The organism is Mesorhizobium sp. C089B (assembly GCF_030323125.1).
In the GTDB taxonomy this organism is placed as follows: Bacteria; Pseudomonadota; Alphaproteobacteria; order Rhizobiales; family Rhizobiaceae; genus Mesorhizobium.
In genome coordinates this window covers 3,912,618-3,932,050 of the sequence record NZ_CP100469.1, presented here as the reverse complement: position 1 = coordinate 3,932,050, position 19,433 = coordinate 3,912,618, and the positions used below count along the sequence as shown (strand labels likewise).

General features: G+C 62.1%; 22 protein-coding genes. 12 read left to right on the top strand and 10 right to left on the bottom strand.

Going from position 1 to position 19,433, the window contains the following annotated elements; genetic code table 11:
- Positions 1–157: 157 nt before the first annotated feature.
- The 4 genes from xylF to NLY44_RS19425 all read left to right on the top strand — a co-directional run bounded on the left by xylF (position 158) and on the right by NLY44_RS19425 (position 5,272).
- Positions 158–1,198 (top strand): D-xylose ABC transporter substrate-binding protein, encoded by a 1,041-nt coding sequence (xylF, locus tag NLY44_RS19440; protein ID WP_023683968.1) that lies wholly within the window; start codon positions 158–160, stop codon positions 1,196–1,198.
- Positions 1,199–1,342: 144 nt separating this feature from the next.
- Positions 1,343–2,659, top strand: coding sequence for a sugar ABC transporter permease (locus NLY44_RS19435; RefSeq protein WP_023683967.1), 1,317 nt, complete (start codon positions 1,343–1,345; stop codon positions 2,657–2,659).
- A gap of 12 nt (positions 2,660–2,671) precedes the next feature.
- Positions 2,672–3,469, top strand: coding sequence for an ATP-binding cassette domain-containing protein (locus NLY44_RS19430; RefSeq protein WP_023683966.1), 798 nt, complete (start codon positions 2,672–2,674; stop codon positions 3,467–3,469).
- Positions 3,470–3,625: 156 nt separating this feature from the next.
- Positions 3,626–5,272 carry a CHASE domain-containing protein gene (locus NLY44_RS19425; RefSeq protein WP_023806535.1) on the top strand — a complete coding sequence of 549 codons (1,647 nt, stop codon included), beginning with the start codon at positions 3,626–3,628 and terminating at the stop codon, positions 5,270–5,272.
- A 39-nt stretch (positions 5,273–5,311) separates the two neighbouring features.
- Here NLY44_RS19425 and NLY44_RS19420 read toward each other — a convergent pair whose 3' ends face one another.
- The 6 genes from NLY44_RS19420 to NLY44_RS19395 form a co-directional block, all read right to left on the bottom strand.
- On the bottom strand, positions 5,312–5,554 hold the full coding sequence (locus tag NLY44_RS19420) for a YMGG-like glycine zipper-containing protein (RefSeq protein ID WP_023683965.1): 243 nt from the start codon (positions 5,552–5,554) through the stop codon (positions 5,312–5,314).
- Positions 5,555–5,637: 83 nt separating this feature from the next.
- On the bottom strand, positions 5,638–5,964 hold the full coding sequence (locus tag NLY44_RS19415) for a hypothetical protein (RefSeq protein ID WP_023670101.1): 327 nt from the start codon (positions 5,962–5,964) through the stop codon (positions 5,638–5,640).
- A 142-nt stretch (positions 5,965–6,106) separates the two neighbouring features.
- Positions 6,107–6,283: a hypothetical protein gene (locus NLY44_RS19410; RefSeq protein WP_023670100.1), complete on the bottom strand. Its 177-nt coding sequence runs from the start codon at positions 6,281–6,283 to the stop codon at positions 6,107–6,109.
- Between the two features lie 129 nt (positions 6,284–6,412).
- The gene (locus NLY44_RS19405) at positions 6,413–7,447 is read right to left on the bottom strand and encodes a sensor histidine kinase (RefSeq protein ID WP_023670099.1); all 1,035 of its coding nucleotides are present in this window, start codon (positions 7,445–7,447) and stop codon (positions 6,413–6,415) included.
- A 163-nt stretch (positions 7,448–7,610) separates the two neighbouring features.
- Entirely contained in the window at positions 7,611–7,778 is a 168-nt protein-coding gene (locus NLY44_RS19400) for a DUF1328 domain-containing protein (protein WP_023670098.1), read from the bottom strand.
- Positions 7,779–7,998: 220 nt separating this feature from the next.
- The gene (locus tag NLY44_RS19395) at positions 7,999–8,793 is read right to left on the bottom strand and encodes a response regulator (RefSeq protein WP_023670097.1); all 795 of its coding nucleotides are present in this window, start codon (positions 8,791–8,793) and stop codon (positions 7,999–8,001) included.
- A gap of 212 nt (positions 8,794–9,005) precedes the next feature.
- Here NLY44_RS19395 and NLY44_RS19390 point away from each other — a divergent pair, with 212 nt between their 5' ends.
- Both NLY44_RS19390 and NLY44_RS19385 read left to right on the top strand, forming a co-directional pair.
- Positions 9,006–9,209 carry a NepR family anti-sigma factor gene (locus NLY44_RS19390; protein WP_023670096.1) on the top strand — a complete coding sequence of 68 codons (204 nt, stop codon included), beginning with the start codon at positions 9,006–9,008 and terminating at the stop codon, positions 9,207–9,209.
- A 3-nt stretch (positions 9,210–9,212) separates the two neighbouring features.
- Positions 9,213–9,764 (top strand): sigma-70 family RNA polymerase sigma factor, encoded by a 552-nt coding sequence (locus NLY44_RS19385; protein ID WP_023670095.1) that lies wholly within the window; start codon positions 9,213–9,215, stop codon positions 9,762–9,764.
- Positions 9,765–9,820: 56 nt separating this feature from the next.
- Here NLY44_RS19385 and NLY44_RS19380 read toward each other — a convergent pair whose 3' ends face one another.
- The gene (locus tag NLY44_RS19380) at positions 9,821–10,198 is read right to left on the bottom strand and encodes a response regulator (protein WP_023806536.1); all 378 of its coding nucleotides are present in this window, start codon (positions 10,196–10,198) and stop codon (positions 9,821–9,823) included.
- Between the two features lie 279 nt (positions 10,199–10,477).
- On the opposite strand from NLY44_RS19380, the gene NLY44_RS19375 reads away from it, so the two are divergent.
- The 3 genes from NLY44_RS19375 (at position 10,478) to NLY44_RS19365 (ending at position 12,163) form a co-directional block, all read left to right on the top strand.
- On the top strand, positions 10,478–11,239 hold the full coding sequence (locus NLY44_RS19375) for a Crp/Fnr family transcriptional regulator (RefSeq protein WP_023806537.1): 762 nt from the start codon (positions 10,478–10,480) through the stop codon (positions 11,237–11,239).
- 124 nt (positions 11,240–11,363) lie between these two features.
- Entirely contained in the window at positions 11,364–11,690 is a 327-nt protein-coding gene (locus NLY44_RS19370) for an ElaB/YgaM/YqjD family protein (RefSeq protein ID WP_023670092.1), read from the top strand.
- An 11-nt stretch (positions 11,691–11,701) separates the two neighbouring features.
- Positions 11,702–12,163, top strand: a complete 462-nt coding sequence (locus NLY44_RS19365; protein WP_023806538.1) for a hypothetical protein — start codon at positions 11,702–11,704, stop codon at positions 12,161–12,163.
- Between the two features lie 57 nt (positions 12,164–12,220).
- Here the strand turns inward: NLY44_RS19365 and NLY44_RS19360 are convergent, their stop codons facing one another.
- Positions 12,221–13,795: a sensor histidine kinase gene (locus NLY44_RS19360; protein WP_084013071.1), complete on the bottom strand. Its 1,575-nt coding sequence runs from the start codon at positions 13,793–13,795 to the stop codon at positions 12,221–12,223.
- 112 nt (positions 13,796–13,907) lie between these two features.
- On the opposite strand from NLY44_RS19360, the gene NLY44_RS19355 reads away from it, so the two are divergent.
- Positions 13,908–14,135 (top strand): hypothetical protein, encoded by a 228-nt coding sequence (locus tag NLY44_RS19355; RefSeq protein ID WP_023670089.1) that lies wholly within the window; start codon positions 13,908–13,910, stop codon positions 14,133–14,135.
- Between the two features lie 26 nt (positions 14,136–14,161).
- On the opposite strand, the gene NLY44_RS19350 is transcribed toward NLY44_RS19355, so the two are convergent.
- Entirely contained in the window at positions 14,162–15,082 is a 921-nt protein-coding gene (locus tag NLY44_RS19350; RefSeq protein ID WP_023670088.1) for a diacylglycerol/lipid kinase family protein, read from the bottom strand.
- Positions 15,083–15,340: 258 nt separating this feature from the next.
- Between NLY44_RS19350 and NLY44_RS19345 the strand changes: the two genes are divergently transcribed.
- Complete coding sequence (locus NLY44_RS19345; protein ID WP_023706302.1) at positions 15,341–16,645, top strand: PRC-barrel domain-containing protein; 1,305 nt, start codon at positions 15,341–15,343, stop codon at positions 16,643–16,645.
- An 88-nt stretch (positions 16,646–16,733) separates the two neighbouring features.
- On the opposite strand, the gene NLY44_RS19340 is transcribed toward NLY44_RS19345, so the two are convergent.
- Entirely contained in the window at positions 16,734–18,281 is a 1,548-nt protein-coding gene (locus NLY44_RS19340; RefSeq protein WP_023806540.1) for an alkaline phosphatase family protein, read from the bottom strand.
- A 217-nt stretch (positions 18,282–18,498) separates the two neighbouring features.
- Between NLY44_RS19340 and NLY44_RS19335 the strand changes: the two genes are divergently transcribed.
- Entirely contained in the window at positions 18,499–19,431 is a 933-nt protein-coding gene (locus tag NLY44_RS19335; RefSeq protein ID WP_023806541.1) for a VOC family protein, read from the top strand.
- Positions 19,432–19,433 lie beyond the last annotated feature (2 nt).

Sequence of the window (19,433 nt, the reverse complement as noted above, 5' to 3'; positions counted from 1 at the left end):
AAAAAATTCGGCAACGCCATCAGAATCCATCATAATCGATGTTGACAGTGCCTTATCATTGAACCAGTATTTTTTCGAGGCTCGAAAAAATGGAGCCTCTTTGTGCAGGCCTTCGGGCCGGTTTTGTCGCGCCGTGGGCGGCGCAGGGAGGGTTATAATGAACAGATTTGCAGCCGCCATGCTGGCGGGTGTCGCCATGTCGCTGGCGCTGATGTCGGTCGCGCAGGCGAAGGACAAGGTCATCGGCGTGTCGTGGTCGAACTTCCAGGAAGAGCGCTGGAAGACCGACGAGGCGGCGATGAAAACGGCGATCGAAGCCGCCGGCGACAAGTACATTTCGGCCGACGCGCAGTCCAATCCCGGCAAGCAGCTGACCGACGTCGAAAGCCTGATCTCGCAGGGCGCCAACTCGCTGATCATCCTGGCGCAGGACGCCTCGGCCATCGGCCCGGCGGTGCAGAAGGCGCTGGATGAAGGCATTCCGGTCGTCGGCTATGATCGCCTGATCGAGAACAAGGACGTCTTCTACCTGACCTTCGACAACAAGGAAGTCGGCCGCATGCAGGCCCGCGAAGTGTTCAAGGCGAAGCCCGAAGGCAACTATGTCTTCATCAAGGGCTCGGGCTCGGATCCGAATGCCGATTTCCTGTTCTCGGGCTCGATGGAAGTGCTCAAGGAAGCCATCGACTCGGGCAAGATCAAGAATGTCGGCGAGGCCTATACCGATGGCTGGCTGCCGGCCAACGCCCAGAAGAACATGGAACAGTTCCTGACCGCCAATGACAACAAGGTCGATGCCGTGGTTGCGGCCAATGACGGCACCGCCGGCGGCGTTGTCGCCGCGCTGACGGCGCAGGGCCTTGCCGGAACGGTTCCGGTCTCGGGCCAGGACGGCGACCATGCCGCCCTGAACCGCATCGCGCTCGGCACGCAGACGGTGTCGGTGTGGAAAGACGCGCGCGAACTCGGCAAGAACGCCGCCGAGATCGCCTCGCAGCTTGCCGATGGCAAGAAGACCGGCGACATTGCCGGCGCCAAGGACTTCACCACGCCTGGCGGCAACACCGTCAAGTCGCTGTTCCTGACCCCCGTCGCGATCACCAAGGACAACCTCAACGTCGTCATCGACGCCGGCTGGATCAAGAAGGACGAAGTCTGCACAGGCGTCGCCGCCGGCAGCGTCGCGGCTTGCAACTGATCTCGACGACTTGAAGAAATGAGGCGCCGCGGCTGTCAAGCCGCGGCGTTTTCTCTACGAGAATTGTGTGTTTCCGCCATCGGCGGCAAACTTCTAGGCTGTGGTCCGGCATCCGCGCCAGACGGCAAGCCGCTGGAGGACATCATGACCGACACGACCTCAAATCCGCAGGCCGATACGGCACGAGCGTCTGAACTCGGCGCGGTCGCCCGGTTCCTGAAAGCGACCGAGCTCGACACGCGCATGCTCGGCATGGTCGGCGCGCTGCTGGTCATCTGGGTCGGCATACATATCCTGTCGGGTGGGCTTTTCCTGACGCCGCGCAATCTTTGGAACCTGTCGGTGCAGACGTCCTCGGTCGCGATCATGGCGACCGGCATGGTACTGGTCATCGTCATGCGCAACATCGACCTTTCGGTGGGCTCCGTCGAAGGCGTGATCGGCATGATCATGGGCGTGGCACAGGCCGAATTCCTGATTCGCGTCATCGGCTTCCAGCTTGGAAACCCCTGGCTCTGGGTCGTCGCGCTTGCCGCCGGCGTGGTGCTTGGTCTGCTGATCGGCGCGTTCCAGGGCTTCATCATCGCCTATATGCAGGTTCCGGCCTTCATCGTGACGCTTGGTGGCCTGCTGGTCTGGCGTGGCATGGCATGGCTCATCACCAGCGGGCGCACGGTCGCGCCACTCGACGCCACCTTCCAGCTGATGGGCGGCGGACCACGCGGCTCGATTGGCGCCGCTGCCAGCTGGATCGTCGGCATCGTCGCCTGCGCGGCGGTCGCCTTCGCGCTGCTCAACGGTCGCTCACAGCGCAAGCGCTTCAGCTTTCCACTGCGCCCCGTCTGGGCCGAGACCTTGCTTGGCGTGGTCACTTGCGCGGCCATCCTCGGCGCCGTGTGGATCGCCAATTCCTATCCATGGCCGATCGGCATCGTGCGCCAGTACGCACAGCAGAACGGCATCACCGTTCCCGAAGGCGGGCTGTTCATCGCGCATGGCATCGCCATACCGGTGCTAATGGCGGTGATTGTCGGCATCATCATGACGTTCATCACCAAGCGCACGCGTTTCGGCCGCTATGTCTTCGCCATCGGGGGCAATCCGGAGGCAGCGGAACTCGCCGGCATCAACACGCGCTGGGTGACCATGAAGGTGTTCATGATCATGGGTGTGCTGGCTGCAATCAGCGCGGCGATCTCGTCGGCCCGTCTCAATGCGTCAACCAATGCGCTGGGCACACTGGACGAGCTTTTGGTGATCGCGGCCGCTGTCATCGGCGGCACGTCGCTCGCGGGCGGCGCCGGAACGGTGATGGGCGCCATGCTCGGCGCGCTACTGATGCAGTCGCTGCAATCCGGCATGGTGCTGCTCGGCATCGACTCGCCGCTGCAGAGCATTGTCGTTGGCGCTGTCCTGGTCATCGCCGTCTGGCTCGACACCGTCTACCGCAAGCGCGTCTAGGGAGGAACGATTATGGAAAAAACTGCTCCCACCGGTACGCCACTGATCGACATGCGCAACATCTCGATCGCGTTCGGTGGCATTCGCGCCGTCGACGATGCGTCCATCGATCTTTTCCCGGGCGAAGTGGTGGCGCTGCTTGGCCACAACGGCGCCGGTAAGTCGACGCTGATCAAGATCCTGTCGGGCGCCTACAAGCGCGATGCCGGCCAGATCTTGGTCAACGGCCAGGAGGCCTCGATCTCCAATCCGCGCGACGCCAAGAAATACGGCATCGAAACGATCTACCAGACGCTTGCGCTGGCCGACAATGTCGACGCTGCCGCCAACCTCTTCCTCGGCCGCGAACTGATGACCGCGTGGGGGACACTCGACGATGTCGCCATGGAGGCCGAGGCGCGCAAGGTGATGGGCCGGCTCAATCCGCGCTTCCAGCGCTTCAAGGAGCCCGTGATCAAGCTATCGGGCGGCCAGCGCCAGTCGGTGGCGATCGCACGCGCCATCCTGTTCAACGCCCGCATCCTGATCATGGACGAACCGACGGCCGCGCTTGGGCCGCAGGAGACGGCGCAGGTCGGCGAACTGGTAAAGCAGCTCAAGGCCGACGGCATCGGCATTTTCCTGATCAGCCACGACATTCACGACGTGTTCGAGCTTGCCGACCGGGTCTGCGTAATGAAGAACGGCCAGGTCGTCGGCACCGCGCTCACCACCGATGTGACGCAGGACGAAGTGCTCGGCATGATCATCCTGGGAAAGTGCCCGCCCGGCGCCATTCCCGGTCCGGGTGCGCTGAAGATCGCGGCCTGAGACCACGCTATCGTCAGCTGTCATGTTCACTGATGCTCGAGATCGATAAGCCGGCTAAATATGCATGATATGCCAGCTGTCATTATGGCTTGGCCGCGCCATTGTCTTGCCGCGGCGACTTGCCCATAAAGGTCCCGAACCGTCCATGGGCCTGCGTTGAAGAAGTTTTTCCCGATCCTTGCCTTCATTGCCGTTGCACTGATCAGCCTGACGATGGCGGGCTTCGCCTATTTCGCGACCCAGGAAGCGGCGCGCATCAAGTTCGAGGCGACGGCCGACGACGCGCTCAACCGCATCGAAAGCCGTATCGATCTGCATCTGTCACTGCTGCGCTCGACGCAGGCGCTGTTCGACGCCCGCAATGGCGAGATTTCAGGTAGCGAATTCAAGGCCTTCTTCAGCGCCCTCGATGTCGATAACAATTTCGCCGGCCTGCGCGGCATCGGCTATCTCAGGCTGGCCAAGACCGGTGACGAAGCGGCGGTCGAGCGCGACATGTTGCGCGACCGCGGCGCCGCCCACACGGTCTATCCGGACACGACACAGCCATGGCGCACGCCCGTCGTGCTGTTCGAGCCGCTCGACCCTGCCAACGAATCCACCATCGGCTACGACATGTTCACCGAGCCGGTGCGGCGCGAGGCGATCGAAAAAGCGATGGCCGATGACGCACAGCACGCAAGCGGTCTGGTCGAGCTCGGCCAGGACACTGGCGCGGCGCAGACCTTTACCGGTTTCCTGGTCTTCGTCAGGCTCAATGTCGAAACCGCGCCGGATGGTATCAATGCGTCCAGATCATCGACATCAGGCCTTCTCTACGCGGCCTTCCGCGCCCGCGACCTGTTCCAGACCGCGCTCAGCCGCACGCCTTTGCTGCCGGTCAACACCGCGGTCTATGACGGCACGGCCGACGCCGACAATCTTCTGTTCCAGTCGGAAACGCCGCCGGTTGCGAGCTTTGGCGACAGGCTGTTGGTGACGCGCAAGATCATCGTCGCCGGTCGGCCGTGGACGGTGCTGTTTCGGCCGACAAGTGCATTTTCGCAACCGTCCTCGCGCGCCATTCCGGTCATGCTCGGGCTGTTCGGCCTGCTTCTGGCCGGGGCCATCGCGTTGGTGGCGCGCTACCAGGAGCGCGCCTACGACGCCAAGTCGCTGCTGCATGAAACGACGGAAAAAAGCCTGCTCGAAAAGGATTTGATGCTGCAGGAGATGAAGCATCGGATCAAGAATTCGATCACGCGGGTGCTGGCGATTGCGCGCCAGACGGCAGCGCAAGCAACCGACGTGAAGGAGTTCTCAACTTCCTTCTCAGCCCGCCTGCAGGCAATGGCGGCTTCCCAGGATATGCTGACGCGTTCGCGCTGGCAGAAGGCCGATCTTGGCGACCTGCTGCGCATCGAGCTCGGCCAGGTGTTCGGCAAGGAGCTTCCGGAAGGGATATTGTCAGGGCCTCAGGTGCTGCTCGACGAGAGGACGACGCAGGCGCTTGGCCTGACCTTTCACGAACTGGCGACGAATGCGCTGAAATATGGCGAGGCCGGCAATTCCGTGGGTGCGCTCAAGGTCGACTGGTCGTTCGAGGGGCGCGGGTCCGAGCGGATGCTGGTTCTGAACTGGCGCGAGGCCGGGCAGAAGGAACTCGAAGCGCCGGCGAAGACCGGCTTCGGCACCAAGCTGATCGACCTCAATGTCACGCGCGAATTGCGCGGCACGATTGCCCGAGATTTTCGCATCGATGGGCTTACGGTGGAAATCAGGATCCCGCAGCCTGATGCAGTCAAACAAACGGAGACCGGCTGACCGGTCTCCGTCGCGATTGTCTGACGCTTTTGAAGCGGATCAGCAGCGAGCGGTGTAGAGCCGGCCGCGATTGTCGCGATACTGGCAATAGCCGTTGCGCAGGTTGCGCACCAGCAGGCCGGAACCGGCGCCAACGGCTGCGCCGATCAGCGCACCCTTGCCGCCGCCGATCAGTCCGCCGGCCAAAGCACCGACACCGGCGCCGACACCGACATCCTGCTCGGTCGTGCTGCAGCCGCTGACGGCGACCACCGTAACCATGGCAATAATCAATTTCCGCATAGAATCTCTCCTCACTTTTGTCCTCACTTTAGTAAGCTCCAGCCGCTATTTAGCACGAAACAGCAGCCTTTGCCCGCTCGATCTTATTGTTGGCTAAGAGAGTCTTTTTCGCGGCGCGTGGCGTTCGACGCGACCACGACACTGGAAATCTGCAAAGACGCGTCGAGGGTGCCGTCCGGGCGCACGTTCCAGACGATCTGGTCGTAATCATCCTCCAGCGCGGGGTCGACCGTAAGACATTTGGCAACGACGTGCTCGGCCTGACCCTGCACGTCGCCGGCAGCGAATGGACGTTCTGCCGTGCATGCTTCGGCGGTTTCGAAAACACTGACCGGCACCGGCAGTTCACGACATTCGGTCATGTTGTTCGAACAGCCAATTACCAAAAGCAAAGCGGCGATGTGTTCCACGGCGATACGTCCTCTCGCCATAAGAACGGTCCACAGCCGTCAAAGTTCCTGTGCCGAAAGGGGCGTTAATAATTGGTCGGCTACGAGCTGGACAGCTTCTGAGCCAGGCTGCTTGGGAGCAGCGTGAACCTGAGCATCTGGCTCAGGCCAATTGCGACGCCACGATCAGCACAACAGCGGCGACGAGCGCGACAGCGGCGACGCGAAGCAAGGGATGCCAGGCGTGCTGCAAAGGCGAGGCTGAAGCGTCAGGATCCTGAAAGCCGCTCATGGACACCCGGGCGGCCTGCTCCAGCCTGTTCATATCGGCAACCGTCATGATCATTCCTCCCATACTCGCGTTGCAGGCTGCGGCCGAAACATCGGTTGAATCGGTCAAGATCCAGCAATCTCTGGGAACCACAGCATCGGATTTTATGGTGAACAGCCGGTTAAGGAATCCCGCCGCTCATTCGGTTTCGAAATTGCCGTGCGGAACGACGAGGCGATATTCGAGGCGGTCACTGGTGATCTCCAGCGTCGCCGTGCCGTTCAGCGATGCCGGCACGACACGTTCGAGGGCAACGCTGCCGAAGCGTTTCTCGGTGCGCCTGTTATCATTGGCGACAATGGCCTCGACCCAGGTCAGCGACAAAGCCGGCTTGTCTGCGGCCTCTGCGACGTTCGACAGATCGGCGGTTACCTCGACAAAGCCGTCCGGCCGCGCCAGGGCGCCGTAGCTGAATGAATTGACGGCGAGTTCGTGCATTGCCAGTCCGATATGAATGGCCGCGTTGGGATTGAGGTAGGGGTTGACGCCATTGAAGCGCAGGCTCTGCGCGGGATCGGCGCCGTAGCGAACGACCTGGCCGCGGATAAGCTCGCGAAGTGCTGCACCCCGCCAGTTCGACGACGTTACCAGATCCTGGGAGGAAGCCAGTGACTGCAGGCGGCCGCGAAAGCGCTTCAGGAAATCGTCGGGTGTCTCGGAATAGCGGCCGGTCTGGGTGGCAATACTCTGGATGATGGCCAACAGGTTCTTGGAGCGGTGGCTGACTTCGCGCAACAGCGTCTTCAGCGTCTGTTCGCGGCGTTTCTGCTCGGTGGTTTCCACCATCGTGGTGACGACGCCCTGAACGTCGCCGCGATGGCCCCGATCGGCATCGACCCATACCTGGAACCAGCGCATGCCATCACCGGTGGGAACACTCAGTTCAAGGCGTTCCGGATTGCCGGAAGCGATCACATTGCTTTTGGCGGCGGCGATTTGCTCAGCTTGCGCCGGTGGCAACGCGCCGTTGCTGTCGGCTGTGTCGGAAACCCACGGCGCACGCATGTTGCGGGCCCATACAGTCTTCAATTCACGATCCTGATAGAGGACGGAAATGCCGGCATTGTGCAGAGCGTGAAGCAAGGCCCGGCCAAGCTGCATTCCGCTTTCAGCCGGGTGCAGTGCGATCACCTCGTCGCCCTGTCCGCTCTCGCCTCCGCCAATGGAACGCATCAATCACCTGTCCACCTGATCAGGACCGAACGATTCACTTGGACTCAGTTCCTGAGTAGGTCCCCAGAAAAGGTCCGCCGGACGATGTCCCGTTGGAGGACATCGCCCGGCGGTGGCTGGAAACCGTTTGAGGGGTGCGGCTTCCAGTGTTCTTCGCCCGCTCCTACGATGCCCGTCTGAACAGGCCGGCCAGAAGCGAGATGACGAGGAAGGCGAGAAAGATGAAGAACAATATTTGCGCGATACCGGCCGAGGTACCGGCGATGCCGCCGAAACCAAGCGCGCCGGCGATGATCGCCACGACGAGAAATACGAGCGCCCAGTAGAGCATGATCTGTCTCCTTCCGATACTGGATCAAGAACGTGAGTGATTGCTGTTTGTTCCACCATTTGCCGAAAAAGAAGGTCTTTGGAAGAGGCCCGGACGCGAATTGATTCGCGCGCGTGAGCGCGATACGGCGCGACGGGCAGCCGCCGATCGCCGGGTTAGGCGATCGCCAGTGCCGCCAACGCTGCGAGGCGGCGAAAAGTTGGAGATTGAAGGCCCTACTTCACGCGGCGGCCTTGGCCTGCCGGTCGAAGAACAGCGCTTGGCTGATCAGCGCCTTGACCATGTCGGGATTGAACGGCTTGGTGACGAGGAAGGCCGGTTCAGGCCGCTCGCCGGTCAGCAGACGTTCGGGGAAGGCGGTGATGAAGATTACCGGCACCGAAGTCGACGACAGGATTTCGTTGACCGCATCGATACCCGAGCTGCCATCGGCAAGCTGAATGTCGGCCAGCACCATCTTCGGCCTTGTCTTGCCGAACATCGCCACCGCCTCGGTATGGGTGCGCGCGGTTCCGACCACGTGGTGGCCGAGGCTCTCGACCATTTCCTCGATGTCCATGGCGATCAGCGGCTCGTCCTCGATGATCAGCACATCGGTCGCCACCTGGCGAGAGATCTCGTTGCTCGCCTGGGCAAGCAGTTCGGAGAATTCCTTGGCGTCGACATCGAGAATTTCAGCTGCCTCGTCTTCACCGAAGCCTTCGACCGCGACCAGCAGGAAAGCCTGGCGTGGCCGTGGCGCAATGGCGTTCAGATTGGCGGCGGCGCGCTGCTCCCATGCCGATTGCGCCTGCTCCTGCGGAACGCGGATGGCAATGGAGGTGAACAGTTTGGCGAATACCTTGTAGAGCGCGATGCGGTCGCTTGACGCTTGCGGGAAGATGTCGACGTCGGCGATGATGGCTTCGAGCATCGCGGCTACCAGCGCATCGCCACTCTCCTGCGATCCGGATACGGCGCGTGAAAAGCGGCGCAGGAACGGCAGGTGCGGAGCGATGGTTGCGGAAAGGCTCATGGTAGACGTCTCCCTCAGATGACGTGATTGCATAGATTGAAGGTCAAGCTGATTGCAAGCCCCAACACCCAAACGCGGGTTTTGCGAAAAAGTTCCGACACTTGTGGAACGAAACTGCACGGGCGACGTTTGTGGTGCGATGGGCAACCAGACGAGGGGGCCGCTTTGCGTTGTGTAATGGGGCGGCTCGGGGCGCTGGATTTAAGGGCGAAATGAAGGACATGAATAAAGAAACGCTGGCTGGCGCCGCTGACAGGCGCCGGGCCAATTCCGGCGACCCGCTCGGGGCGAATTCGGAAATTGGCCGTAAACTCAAACAGTATTATGACGAGCTGGTCTCGGACAATGTGCCGGATCGCTTTGCCCAGTTGCTCAGCCAACTGGAAAAGGCCGAACCCGCACAGAAGAAGGACTGAGGCATGGCAGCTGTCTCACAAGGGTTCAAGACCGACCTGCTCGGCTCGATCCCGAGCCTGCGGGCTTTTGCCGTGTCGCTGACGCAGAATGCCGACAAGGCCGACGATCTGGTGCAGGAGACGCTGGTCAAGGCTTGGGACAAGCATGAGAGCTTTCAGCCCGGCACCAATCTCAAGGCATGGCTGTTCACCATCCTGCGCAACGAGTTCTATTCCCAGATGCGCAAGCGCGGCCGCGAGGTGCAGGACAGCGACGGCATCATGACGGCCAGGCTTGCCGTTCATCCGGCTCAGCACGGCCAGCTTGACCTCAAGGATTTCCGCGGCGCGCTCGAGCAACTCCCCGAGGACCAGCGCGAAGCCATCATCCTCATCGGCGCTTCAGGCTTTTCCTATGAAGAGGCCGCCGAAATCTGCGGCTGTGCGGTCGGAACGATCAAGAGCCGGGTCAGCCGGGCCCGCACGCGGTTGCAGGAGATCCTCAAAATCTCCGGCGAAGACGAATACGGGCCGGACGCGATCTCGTCCCAGGTGACGGGTTCAAACGCTGCCTGACGGCGGAGGCCCCGTTTGCGGGCCTGGGCTCTCTACACATACGCATCGAAGATATCTCAGACTGGCGCGCGTCCGCAGGCCGCCGCCAGAGCCTCGACGAGATCGGTCCCCGAATAAGGCTTGGTGACCAGGCGGATGCCGGGAAAAGACACTTTGATCTCATCCGGGTCCGAATAGCCGGAGGCAAAGACAAACGGCAGGCCCGATTGGCGCAGCCGCGAGGCGAAATCGAGTGTAGACGTTCCGCCCAGCATGAGGTCCACGATAGCGGCGTCGAACTCGCCAACGACCTTCTGCTCATCGATCTCGGCCAGAGCGCGGGCAATCACTACGTCGCTCGCGCCATGGTCGCGGCAAAGCTGCTCGACATCCATGGCGATCAGGAATTCATCCTCCAAGACAAGAATTCGCAATCCCTCAAGCAATGGCGGCACTTGGCAATCTCTCCTCAATTCTTGCAGCATCGGGTACAGTGACTCCAGTCAACCGCATCGCGGACCTTGGGGGATCGGTCAGGCCTTAATCCGAAAAGTTCGCCCACCGGCTCTACTCCACAAGCGAGCTTCGAATTCGCCTCAGTCGAGTGTAGCGAGTCATGATCGCTATTTGCCATCCTGTCATTTAAAAAAGACATGCCATCGGCAGCGGAACCGCGGCCTTGCAAAGGCGTAGCACTCAGTCTCTGGCAAGAGACTTTCGAAAGAGGGATCGAAATGTCTGGCCAGAATGGTCGTTCGTTTTCCAGCCGTCAGTACCCATGCGAGATCTGCCCGCTTCGGGCATTGCCGGTGTTCCGGGAATTCGAGAAGCAGGAGCTTGCCTATGTCAGCATGTTCAAGAAGGGCGAACTGGCCGTCGACAAGGGCGCCACAGTGCTGGTCGAAGGCAGCCAAAGTGCTCATCTCTACACCGTGCTTTCGGGCTGGGCCTTCCGCTACAAACTATTGTCGGACGGCAGGCGCCAGATCCTGAACTACTCCATGCCCGGCGATCTTATCGGGCTGCAGGGCAGCCTGATGGGCGAAATGCAGCACTCGGTCGAGGCGCTGTCGCCCATGCTGTTGTGCGTCTTCGAGCGTGAAAACCTGCACGAGCTCTACCGCAACCATCCGGGCCTTGCTTACGACATTACCTGGCTGGCGTCGCGCGAGGAGCGCATGCTGGACGAGAACCTGCTCAGCGTCGGTCGGCGCACGGCGGTCGAGCGCACCGCCTATCTCATTGCCTTCATCGCCAGCCGCGCGGCGGCAGTCGGGCTCAACGGCAAGGCGCCGGTGCAAATCCCGATTACCCAGCAGCATGTCGCCGATACGCTCGGCCTGTCGCTGGTCCACACCAACAAGACGATCCGCAAGCTCATCGATCGCAAGCTGATCGCCTGGCGCGACGGCGGTTGCGAAGTGATCGACGGGGAGGGGCTGAAGGATCTCGCGCGCTGGGAGGGCCTAAGCGAAGGCCGTCGGCCGCTGATCTGACAGGCAGGCCTCCATCTGGGGCTGGACTCGCACTTGCAAACACCCTTTCATGGATACGGTCTCCGATTTCGGAACCATGACGTGTGTCGGGCGTTTGAAGCCAAGCAAACGCAAGGAGTTTAGAATGGCAACTGCCGCAGGAAAAACCGCCAACGAAAGTCAGACGAACGCCGACCTCGAAGCCGACATTCGGCAGTTGAAGGCGGATATCGAAAAGTTGACCAAGCAATTGGCCAAGACCGGCGAACATGGTTACGGCACGGCGCGGCGCGCTGCTGCCGAAGGCGTCGACCAGTTGCGCGCCCAGGGTGAAGCCGTCTTCGACAGCCTGCGTGGCAACGCCAAGGATCTTGAGGCCCAGATCACGGCCAATGTGCGCGAGAAGCCAGTTACTTCACTGGCGATCGCGGCCGGCGTCGGCTTCCTGTTTGCGCTTCTTGCCCGGCGCTAGTTTCGACAGAGATGGGCATGCTGGCACCGCTTATCTCGGCCTTGGCCTCGGGTGAAGCCATTGCCGCCATGCGCCGCGCGCGCACGGCGGCAATCGTCTACGGGTTCGCCGCCGTCGCTGCCCTGTGCGGCCTCGGGTTTCTCCTGGGGGCGGCCTACATCTGGGCGGCTGACCGTTATGGCTCGATGGCCGCCTGTCTCGGCTTCGCGGCTGGTTTCCTGGTACTGGCCGGGCTTATCGTGCTCATTCATCAACTTGCGGCTGGAACGCGTGCGCGCCGACGTGCGCGAAGGCGCAATGCCGACCTGAAGGCGCTCGGTATCACCGCGGCGCTTGCCGTGCTGCCGGCCTTGCTCAAGGGGAAAGGCGGGAAGGGCGTCATTCTCGGCCCGATGATCGCGCTCGCGGCCTATGCCATCTACCGTGAGAACGTCAAGCCGGACCGGGGCGATCCGGACAGCGAAGCCGACTAAAGCGCGCGCGCTGATACGCTGTTCCCGGGAAAACCGCTTCGCACTTCTGAAATTGCTTTAAGCCGGCAGATCTTCAAGCGGCATCGATATTTCGGCGAACACGCCTTCGCTGCGGAATTCGTGGGTCACTTCGCTCGATAAAACCTTGGCGAGGCTGCGGCGGATCAGGATAGAGCCGAAGCCCTGGCGTTCCGGCGGGTCGACTTTCGGCCCGCCGCTTTCGCTCCAGGTCAGCACAAGGCGGCGCGCGCCTTTCTTGCCCGCCGCCTTCCAGTCGACATCGACCTTCCCCGAGCCAACCGACAGCGATCCGTATTGCAGCGCGTTGCTGGCCAGTTCGTGCATGATCAGGCCGAGCCCCACCGCCTGGTCAGGCGAAAGCAGCAGCTCCGGACCGGAGATCACGATGCGCGGCCGTTCTGCCGAATCGAACGGCTTGACCTCGATCTGCATCAGTTCGCGAATACCGATGCCGCGCCATTCGCGATCCGACAGCAGGTTATGGGCAGCGCCCAGCGCCTGCAGCCTGGCGCCGAAGGCTTCCAGGAATTCGCTTGGGCGGCGAGCGTGGCGAACGGTCTGCGTCGCCAGCGCCTGCACCGTCGCCAGCGTGTTCTTGACCCGATGGTTGAGTTCGCGCAGCAGCAGCCTTTGCCGGTCCTCGCCGAGCTTGCGTTCCGAGATGTCGTAGTTGACGCCAAAGATAAGCGTCGGCTTGCCTTCGCCGTCGCGCTCGATGACGCGGCCGCGGGTGACTATCCAGCGCGGCGGATCGAAGCCTTTGACACGGTATTCGCCGAAATAGTCGTCGCTGCCGGTCAGGGCATCGCGAAAGCGCGTCTCGGTCTGGTAGACGTCGCGCGGGTCGATGGCGGCCAGAATGTCGCGCGCCCGCAGCCGGTTCGAACGCGGCAGGTTGAACAGCTCCGACAAACGCACGTCGCATTCGATCATGTCGGTGCGGATATCCCAGGCCCAACTGGCGAGCGAGGCGGCGTCGAGCGCTATGGCTCGGCGCTTTTCCTCCTGCGCCAAAGCAGCCGTGGCAATGGCGCCGCTGCGGGTGGCGTCCTTGAGGGTAAACAGGCTGGCGGCGAGGCTGGCCAGCGATTTCAAATGATCGAGCGCGGCAGCGGACGGAAATTCATGCGGCTCCCGGTCGAGTACGCACACCGTGCCGACGCGCGCGCCGGCGACCACCATCGGCGCGCCGACATAAAAGCGGACATGGTGTTCGCCGGTGACCAGCGGATTGCGGGAGAAGCGAGGGTCGATGCTGGCATCCGGCACCACCATCGGCTCGTCGCCGGCGGCAATGGTATGGGCGCAGAACGATATGTCGGTCGCGGTTTCGGTCTCGTTGAAGCCGACACAGGATTTGAACCACTGTCGTTCGGTGTCGAGCAGCGTGACGAGCGCGATCGGCGCCTGCATCACGGCTGCGGCAAGGTCGGTGATGTGATCGAAGTCGGGATCGGAGTCGGTGTCGATCGCGTCAAGCCCGTGCAGTACGGCAAGCCGCTCCGGCGCCGCCACGGCGCGGCGGACCTCAACCGGCAAACCAGCCTGCTTCGCCACCTTGCTATCCACCAAGCCCCCTCGCTTGCAGGCCCCACCCGCGGTGGCGCGCATCTTGCGCGGCCGTCGCGCGCCGGAACTTTTGTAGCAAGCAATCGTTACCCCACCATGTTTCGCCGGCGATGGTTTCATCGACCATGCCGGTTGCACGATAGGAACGCCGCCAATGACCAAGATCGCCCCTGAAAACAAAGCCCGTCAGGGGCGCTGGGGTTGGCACGGCCTGCGCATATTGGTCGCCGCGTTGCTCCTGGCTTTTATTGCTTGGGGAGCGGCCGAGATTTATGGCCAAAAGATAGATCCAGATACCCCTGAAAGCCAAGGGCAGCCCACCGGCCAGACCGCGCCGGCCAACCAGAGCTCGCCAGCCGGCGAGGGGCAGTCGGGCGGCTAGGGTTTTCCGCGTCATTCGTAATCGCATCAGGCGGCCTTCGCCTGGGCGGCTTGCGCCGGAACCAGGACGTTCAGTGCTCCAGGGTGGATCTGGATTGTCGTTTCGCGCTCCAGCTTGACCAGTTCGCCGTCGATGACGGCGCCGAATTTCTTGCTCCCGGTATGGATCTTCACGATTGCCTTGTCGGCCTGATGAGTTTCGACATGATCGCTGTCGCGCCACCTGCCTCGAGCCATGTCGAAGAGCGCCCTGACCAGCTCGCCACGCTGCCGCGCCACGGTGACATAGATGCCGAGCACGCCGCCGGCAGGATTGTCGGCATAAGGCAGATGGCCTTCGCCAAACAGATTGTTGGAAATGCCGATGCCGCTGATGCGGGTCACGATCTCGGCTTCGCCGACCGTCAATGTCACCTTCATGGCGGGAGGATTGTTGATCGTCGTCCAAGCGGCCTTGGCCGAAGCGCGAATCTTTCCCAAGCGCGAGGCGAATTCCATATTGTCGCGCAGCTTCACCATCCTGGCGTGCAGGCCGATCGAGAACTGATGCACGAACGGCCGGCCATTCGCGCTCGCGATATCGACCGCCATGATCTCGCCGTCGGCAAAGGACTTCAGCGCGCCATCGATGGTCTGCGGAATTCCAAGGCCGCGGGCGAACAGGTTCATGGTTCCTGCAGGCAGGACGGCCAGCGCCTTCTTGCCATTCATCAGCCGCCCCGCGGCGGCCGAAATGGTGCCGTCGCCGCCACCGGCCAGCACGACGTCGATGTCGCGCCGCGCGGCGACCTTGTCGAGCGCCGCGACAATCTCCTTGCCGGCGACGATGTCGATCTCGATGGAGTGACCAGCCGCCTCGAGCGTCTGGCGCATCCGGTCGGTTAGCGCTGAAAGATCGGTGGTCCGCAAGGTGCCGCCGTCCCGGTTCAGCACCGCTGCAAATCGCATGCCCCACTCCGTATTCTTTTTAGCGGCCGGAATGCCAGCCGCAGGCTGAAACGGGCAAGCTTGGCAAAGGTTCCATCGGCCGGGCGGGAATGTCGGGCGATTCCGCGGACTTGCCCAGGGTATTTCGATGCTCCCGTTTTTTCGGAACAAGCGCCTTGTCACAACGTTGTGATCCCATTGGATGCGCCGCCTTCGGTCTCCCGGCAAGTGGTTTGCCGATTGCGGCGCGCATGAGATCACGCAAGAGGAGACTTAATCATGATCCGCACACTGTTCGCGACGACTGCACTCGCAACGCTGATCGCTACCGGTGCGTTTGCGCAGTCAACGACGGCCCCGGCGACGACCCCAGCGCCGGCTGAAGCCCCTGCTACCATCGCGCCGGCGCCGCAACAGGCCGACGGCGCGCTGATGACCAATATCATCGGCGAGTCCGTCTACAATGGCACTGGCGACGATGCGCAGAAGATCGGTGACGTCAGCGACGTCGTCCTCGATGAAAACGGCCAGGCGAAATCCGCCATTATCGGCGTTGGCGGCTTCCTCGGCATAGGCAGCAAGAACGTCGCCTTCGACTACGGCAAGTTGCAATGGGTCGAGAGGAATGGTGACCGCTGGCTCGTCGCCGAGACGACGAAAGAAGCGTTGACGGCGCTGCCCGATTTCGACCGCAAGCCCTACGATCCGGCCCCGGCCACTGCTTCCACGGCGCAGAACGACCCGCAGAAGCCGGTTGATCTCAACGCCGCGCCGTCAGAACCGGCGGTGAAACGCGCTGACGGCAATCTCGCAACCAACATCATCGGCGAGAATGTCTACAATGGCACTGGCGACGATGCCCAGAATATCGGCGACGTCAACGACATCGTGCTGACCAAGGATGGCAAGGCGCAGTCGCTGGTGATCGGCGTCGGCGGCTTCCTTGGCATGGGTGAAAAGAATGTCACCTATGATTTCGCCAAGGCGCAGTGGGCCGAAAAGAACGGCGATCGCTGGCTGGTGGCGCAGACCACCAAGGAGGAACTGCAGGCGCAGCCTGATTTCGACCGCAAGCCCTATGATCCGGCGCCGGTGACGACAACCTCCGACGCAACGCAGCCGACTGCTCCCGCTGCCCCGACGGCCGTTGCACCGGCTGACAATGCTCAGCCAGCGGACAAGACCGCGGAAGCTCCGGCCGGTACAAAAGCCACCGATCCGACGCAAACGGCAGCGATCGACAAGTCGACACTGACCGAAATGCCGGTCGGCAACATCAGAGGCGACGACCTGAAGGGCACCACCGTCTATGGCGCCAACGACGCCAAGGTCGGCGAGATCGGCGACGTCGTGCTCACGCCCGACAGCAAGCCGGATGCCGTCATCATCGATGTCGGCGGCTTTCTAGGCATCGGCGCCAAGGAGGTCGCGGTCGGCATGGACAAGCTCAAATTCATGACCGACAAGGACGGCAACAAATATCTCTACACCAACTTCACCAAGGAGCAGCTGCAGGCGCAGGCCGCCTATGACAAGGGCAGCTATGCTGAGAAGCGCGACCAGCAGCGGATGATGGTACAGTAAGGGAATAGGCAGTAGGGATTAGGCAGTAGGCGAAAAACCAAGCGACTAGGCATCAGGCCGCCGGAAACATTCTGCTGCCTGCTGCCTCCTACTGCCTGCCCACATACCCCACCACCCCCTGGCCCGTCAGCTCTGCAAGCGCCAGCGGCTGGTCGAGATGCTCGGCGCGCCAGGCAAGCAGCCGCTCGGCAAATTCAAGCCGCACGCTGAGATAGGCCGGGTCGGCGGCAACGTTGGCCAGTTCGCCCGGATCCTTCTCCATGTCGAAGAGCAGCGGCGGCAGGCCGCCGCCGAAATGCACGTATTTGAATTTTTCCGTACGGATGACGGCGAGGTTGCACTGGCGCGAGCCGATGCCGAAATGCCGTTCGGCCTCACCGCTGGCAATCGAGCGGAAGTCGAACTCCCAATGCGCCGCGTCGCGCCAATCCTTAGGCGGTTCATCTTGCAGGAACGGTTTGAGCGAGCGGCCGTCGAGATGCAGCTGGGCGTCGGCGTCAAGCAGATCGAGCAAAGTCGGAAAGATGTCGACTGCCTCGGTGAAGTGGTTGACGATCGAGCCGGCTGCATTGCCGCGTCGTGGGTCGCGCACGATCAATGGGATGTGATAGCTGCCGTCGAAGAAGCCGCCTTTGCCCAGCATGAAATGGTCTCCCATCATCTCGGCGTGGTCCGAAGTCAGCACGATGATGGTGTCATCCCATCCATTCGCCGCCTTGATCGCTTGCCAGATGCGGCCAAGCTGCGCGTCGACCTCCGAGATCATGCCGTAATAGATCGCGCGGATGGCCCGGATGTTGTCCTCGCCCCAGTCGCGCACGTGGCCGTCGGTGCCCGGGCGGAAGCTTTTCCGCTTCTGGCGGCCAAGATCATATGCCAGATAGGGATGGCTCTCAGCTTCCACCTGCCAACTTTCCTGGCGGCGGAAGGCGGGACCATCGGCTGGATCATACATAGTGTTGTAGGGCTGCGGCACGACAAAGGGCGGATGCGGGTTGATGAAGGAGACATGCGCGAACCATGGCGCATCCTGTTCGTCCAGCCAGCGAATGAATTTGCCGGCAAGAAAAGCGGTCGGCGTCTCGTCCCTGGAATAAACAGGCGGCGCATTGGTCACGGCGCCGCTCGCTTCCCCGCCCACGGGACGGTGAATGCCGGGAGAGCCTGCGCTGGTGTCGACGCCACGTGCCTTCAGCCATGACAGCCATGGTTTCTGATGCTCAGGCAGGAGCTGGCGCACGCTGAAGCCGGGCAGCACGCCCTCATAGCTTTTCAGCCGGGGATCGCCCGGCGCCATCGTGCGCGGATCGGGCGAGACGTCGGTGTAGCCGAACAAAGTCGGATCATAGCCGAGGGCGCGGGCCGAAAGCGCCATGTTGCCGTGGCGGGCGTCGAGCGGCGTGCCGTTGCGGCAGACGCGATTGTTCATCTGGTAAAGGCCGGTGTAGAGGCACGCGCGGGCCGGCGAGCAGGGCGCCGCGCCGCCGTAATGCCGCTTGAAAAGGACGCCTTCGGCGGCGAGCGCATCGGCATTCGGCGTCTTCACCACGGGATGGCCGGCAGCCGACAGGCAATCGCCCCGCCATTGGTCGCAGGAGATCAATAGGATGTTTGGGCGTCTGCTTTTCGCGGCCAATGCTCTATCCTGTCACGTCGGGAAGACGTTCAATGAACCGGAATTTGGCTGCGGCGCAAGCCTGTCGGTCTTGCTTAAATGGTGAACGAAAATTTCCTGCTGTTCACTATTAGGATACAGTCCATTCTGAGTTTGCCGCCTTTGCCATTGCCGGGCGGCCCCTCATATAGGCGTGGACAGCGGCAAGGGCCGCAAACCGAAGGGAAGGAGCAAGACAATGCTCGACCAGATCAAGGGCCTGCATCACGTGACGTCGATGGCCGGCGATGCGCGCCAGAACAATGATTTCTTCACGCACAAGCTCGGCCTGCGCCGGGTCAAGAAGACCGTCAACTTCGACGCGCCAGATGTCTATCACCTCTATTATGGCGACGAGCACGGTACGCCCGGCTCGGTGATGACCTATTTTCCGTTCCCCGACATTGCCAGGGGCCGCCACGGCGTCGGCGAGGTCGGTACCACGGCCTATTCGGTGCCGGCCGGCACGCTCGGCTATTGGGAAAAGCGCTTCGCCGATGAAGGCGTTGCGGGTGTCTCCCGCGAAGAGACGTTCGGCGAGAAGCGGCTGGCCTTCGCCGGTCCCGACGGCGACGGTTTCGCGCTGGTCGAAGACAAAGCGGACAGCCGCGCGCCATGGTTGAAAGGCGGCATTCCCGCTGATGAGGCGATACGCGGCTTCCACTCGGTCTCGCTCAGATTGAAGGATGGCGGCGCCACGGAAGAGCTGTTGAAGTTCATGGGCTATGAGCAAGTGGACAAGTCCGGCAATGTCAGCCGGCTCGCCATCAAGAACGGCAACGGCGCTGATGTCGTCGATATCGAATCGCTGCCTACGGCGGGCTTTGCCAATCTCGGCGCCGGCTCGGTCCACCATGTCGCCTTCGCGGTGGAGAACCGCGCCCAGCAACTCCAAGTGCGCAAGGCGCTGATCGATACGGGTTATGGCGTAACGCCGGTGATCGACCGCGACTATTTCTGGGCGATCTATTTCCGCACGCCGGGCGGCGTGCTGTTCGAAGTCGCCACCAATGAGCCGGGCTTCGACCGCGACGAGGACACCGCCCATCTCGGCGAAGCCCTGAAACTGCCGACGCAGCACCAGCATCTGCGGCCCTATCTTGAAGAGCATCTGCAGAAGCTGGAAGGCTGAGA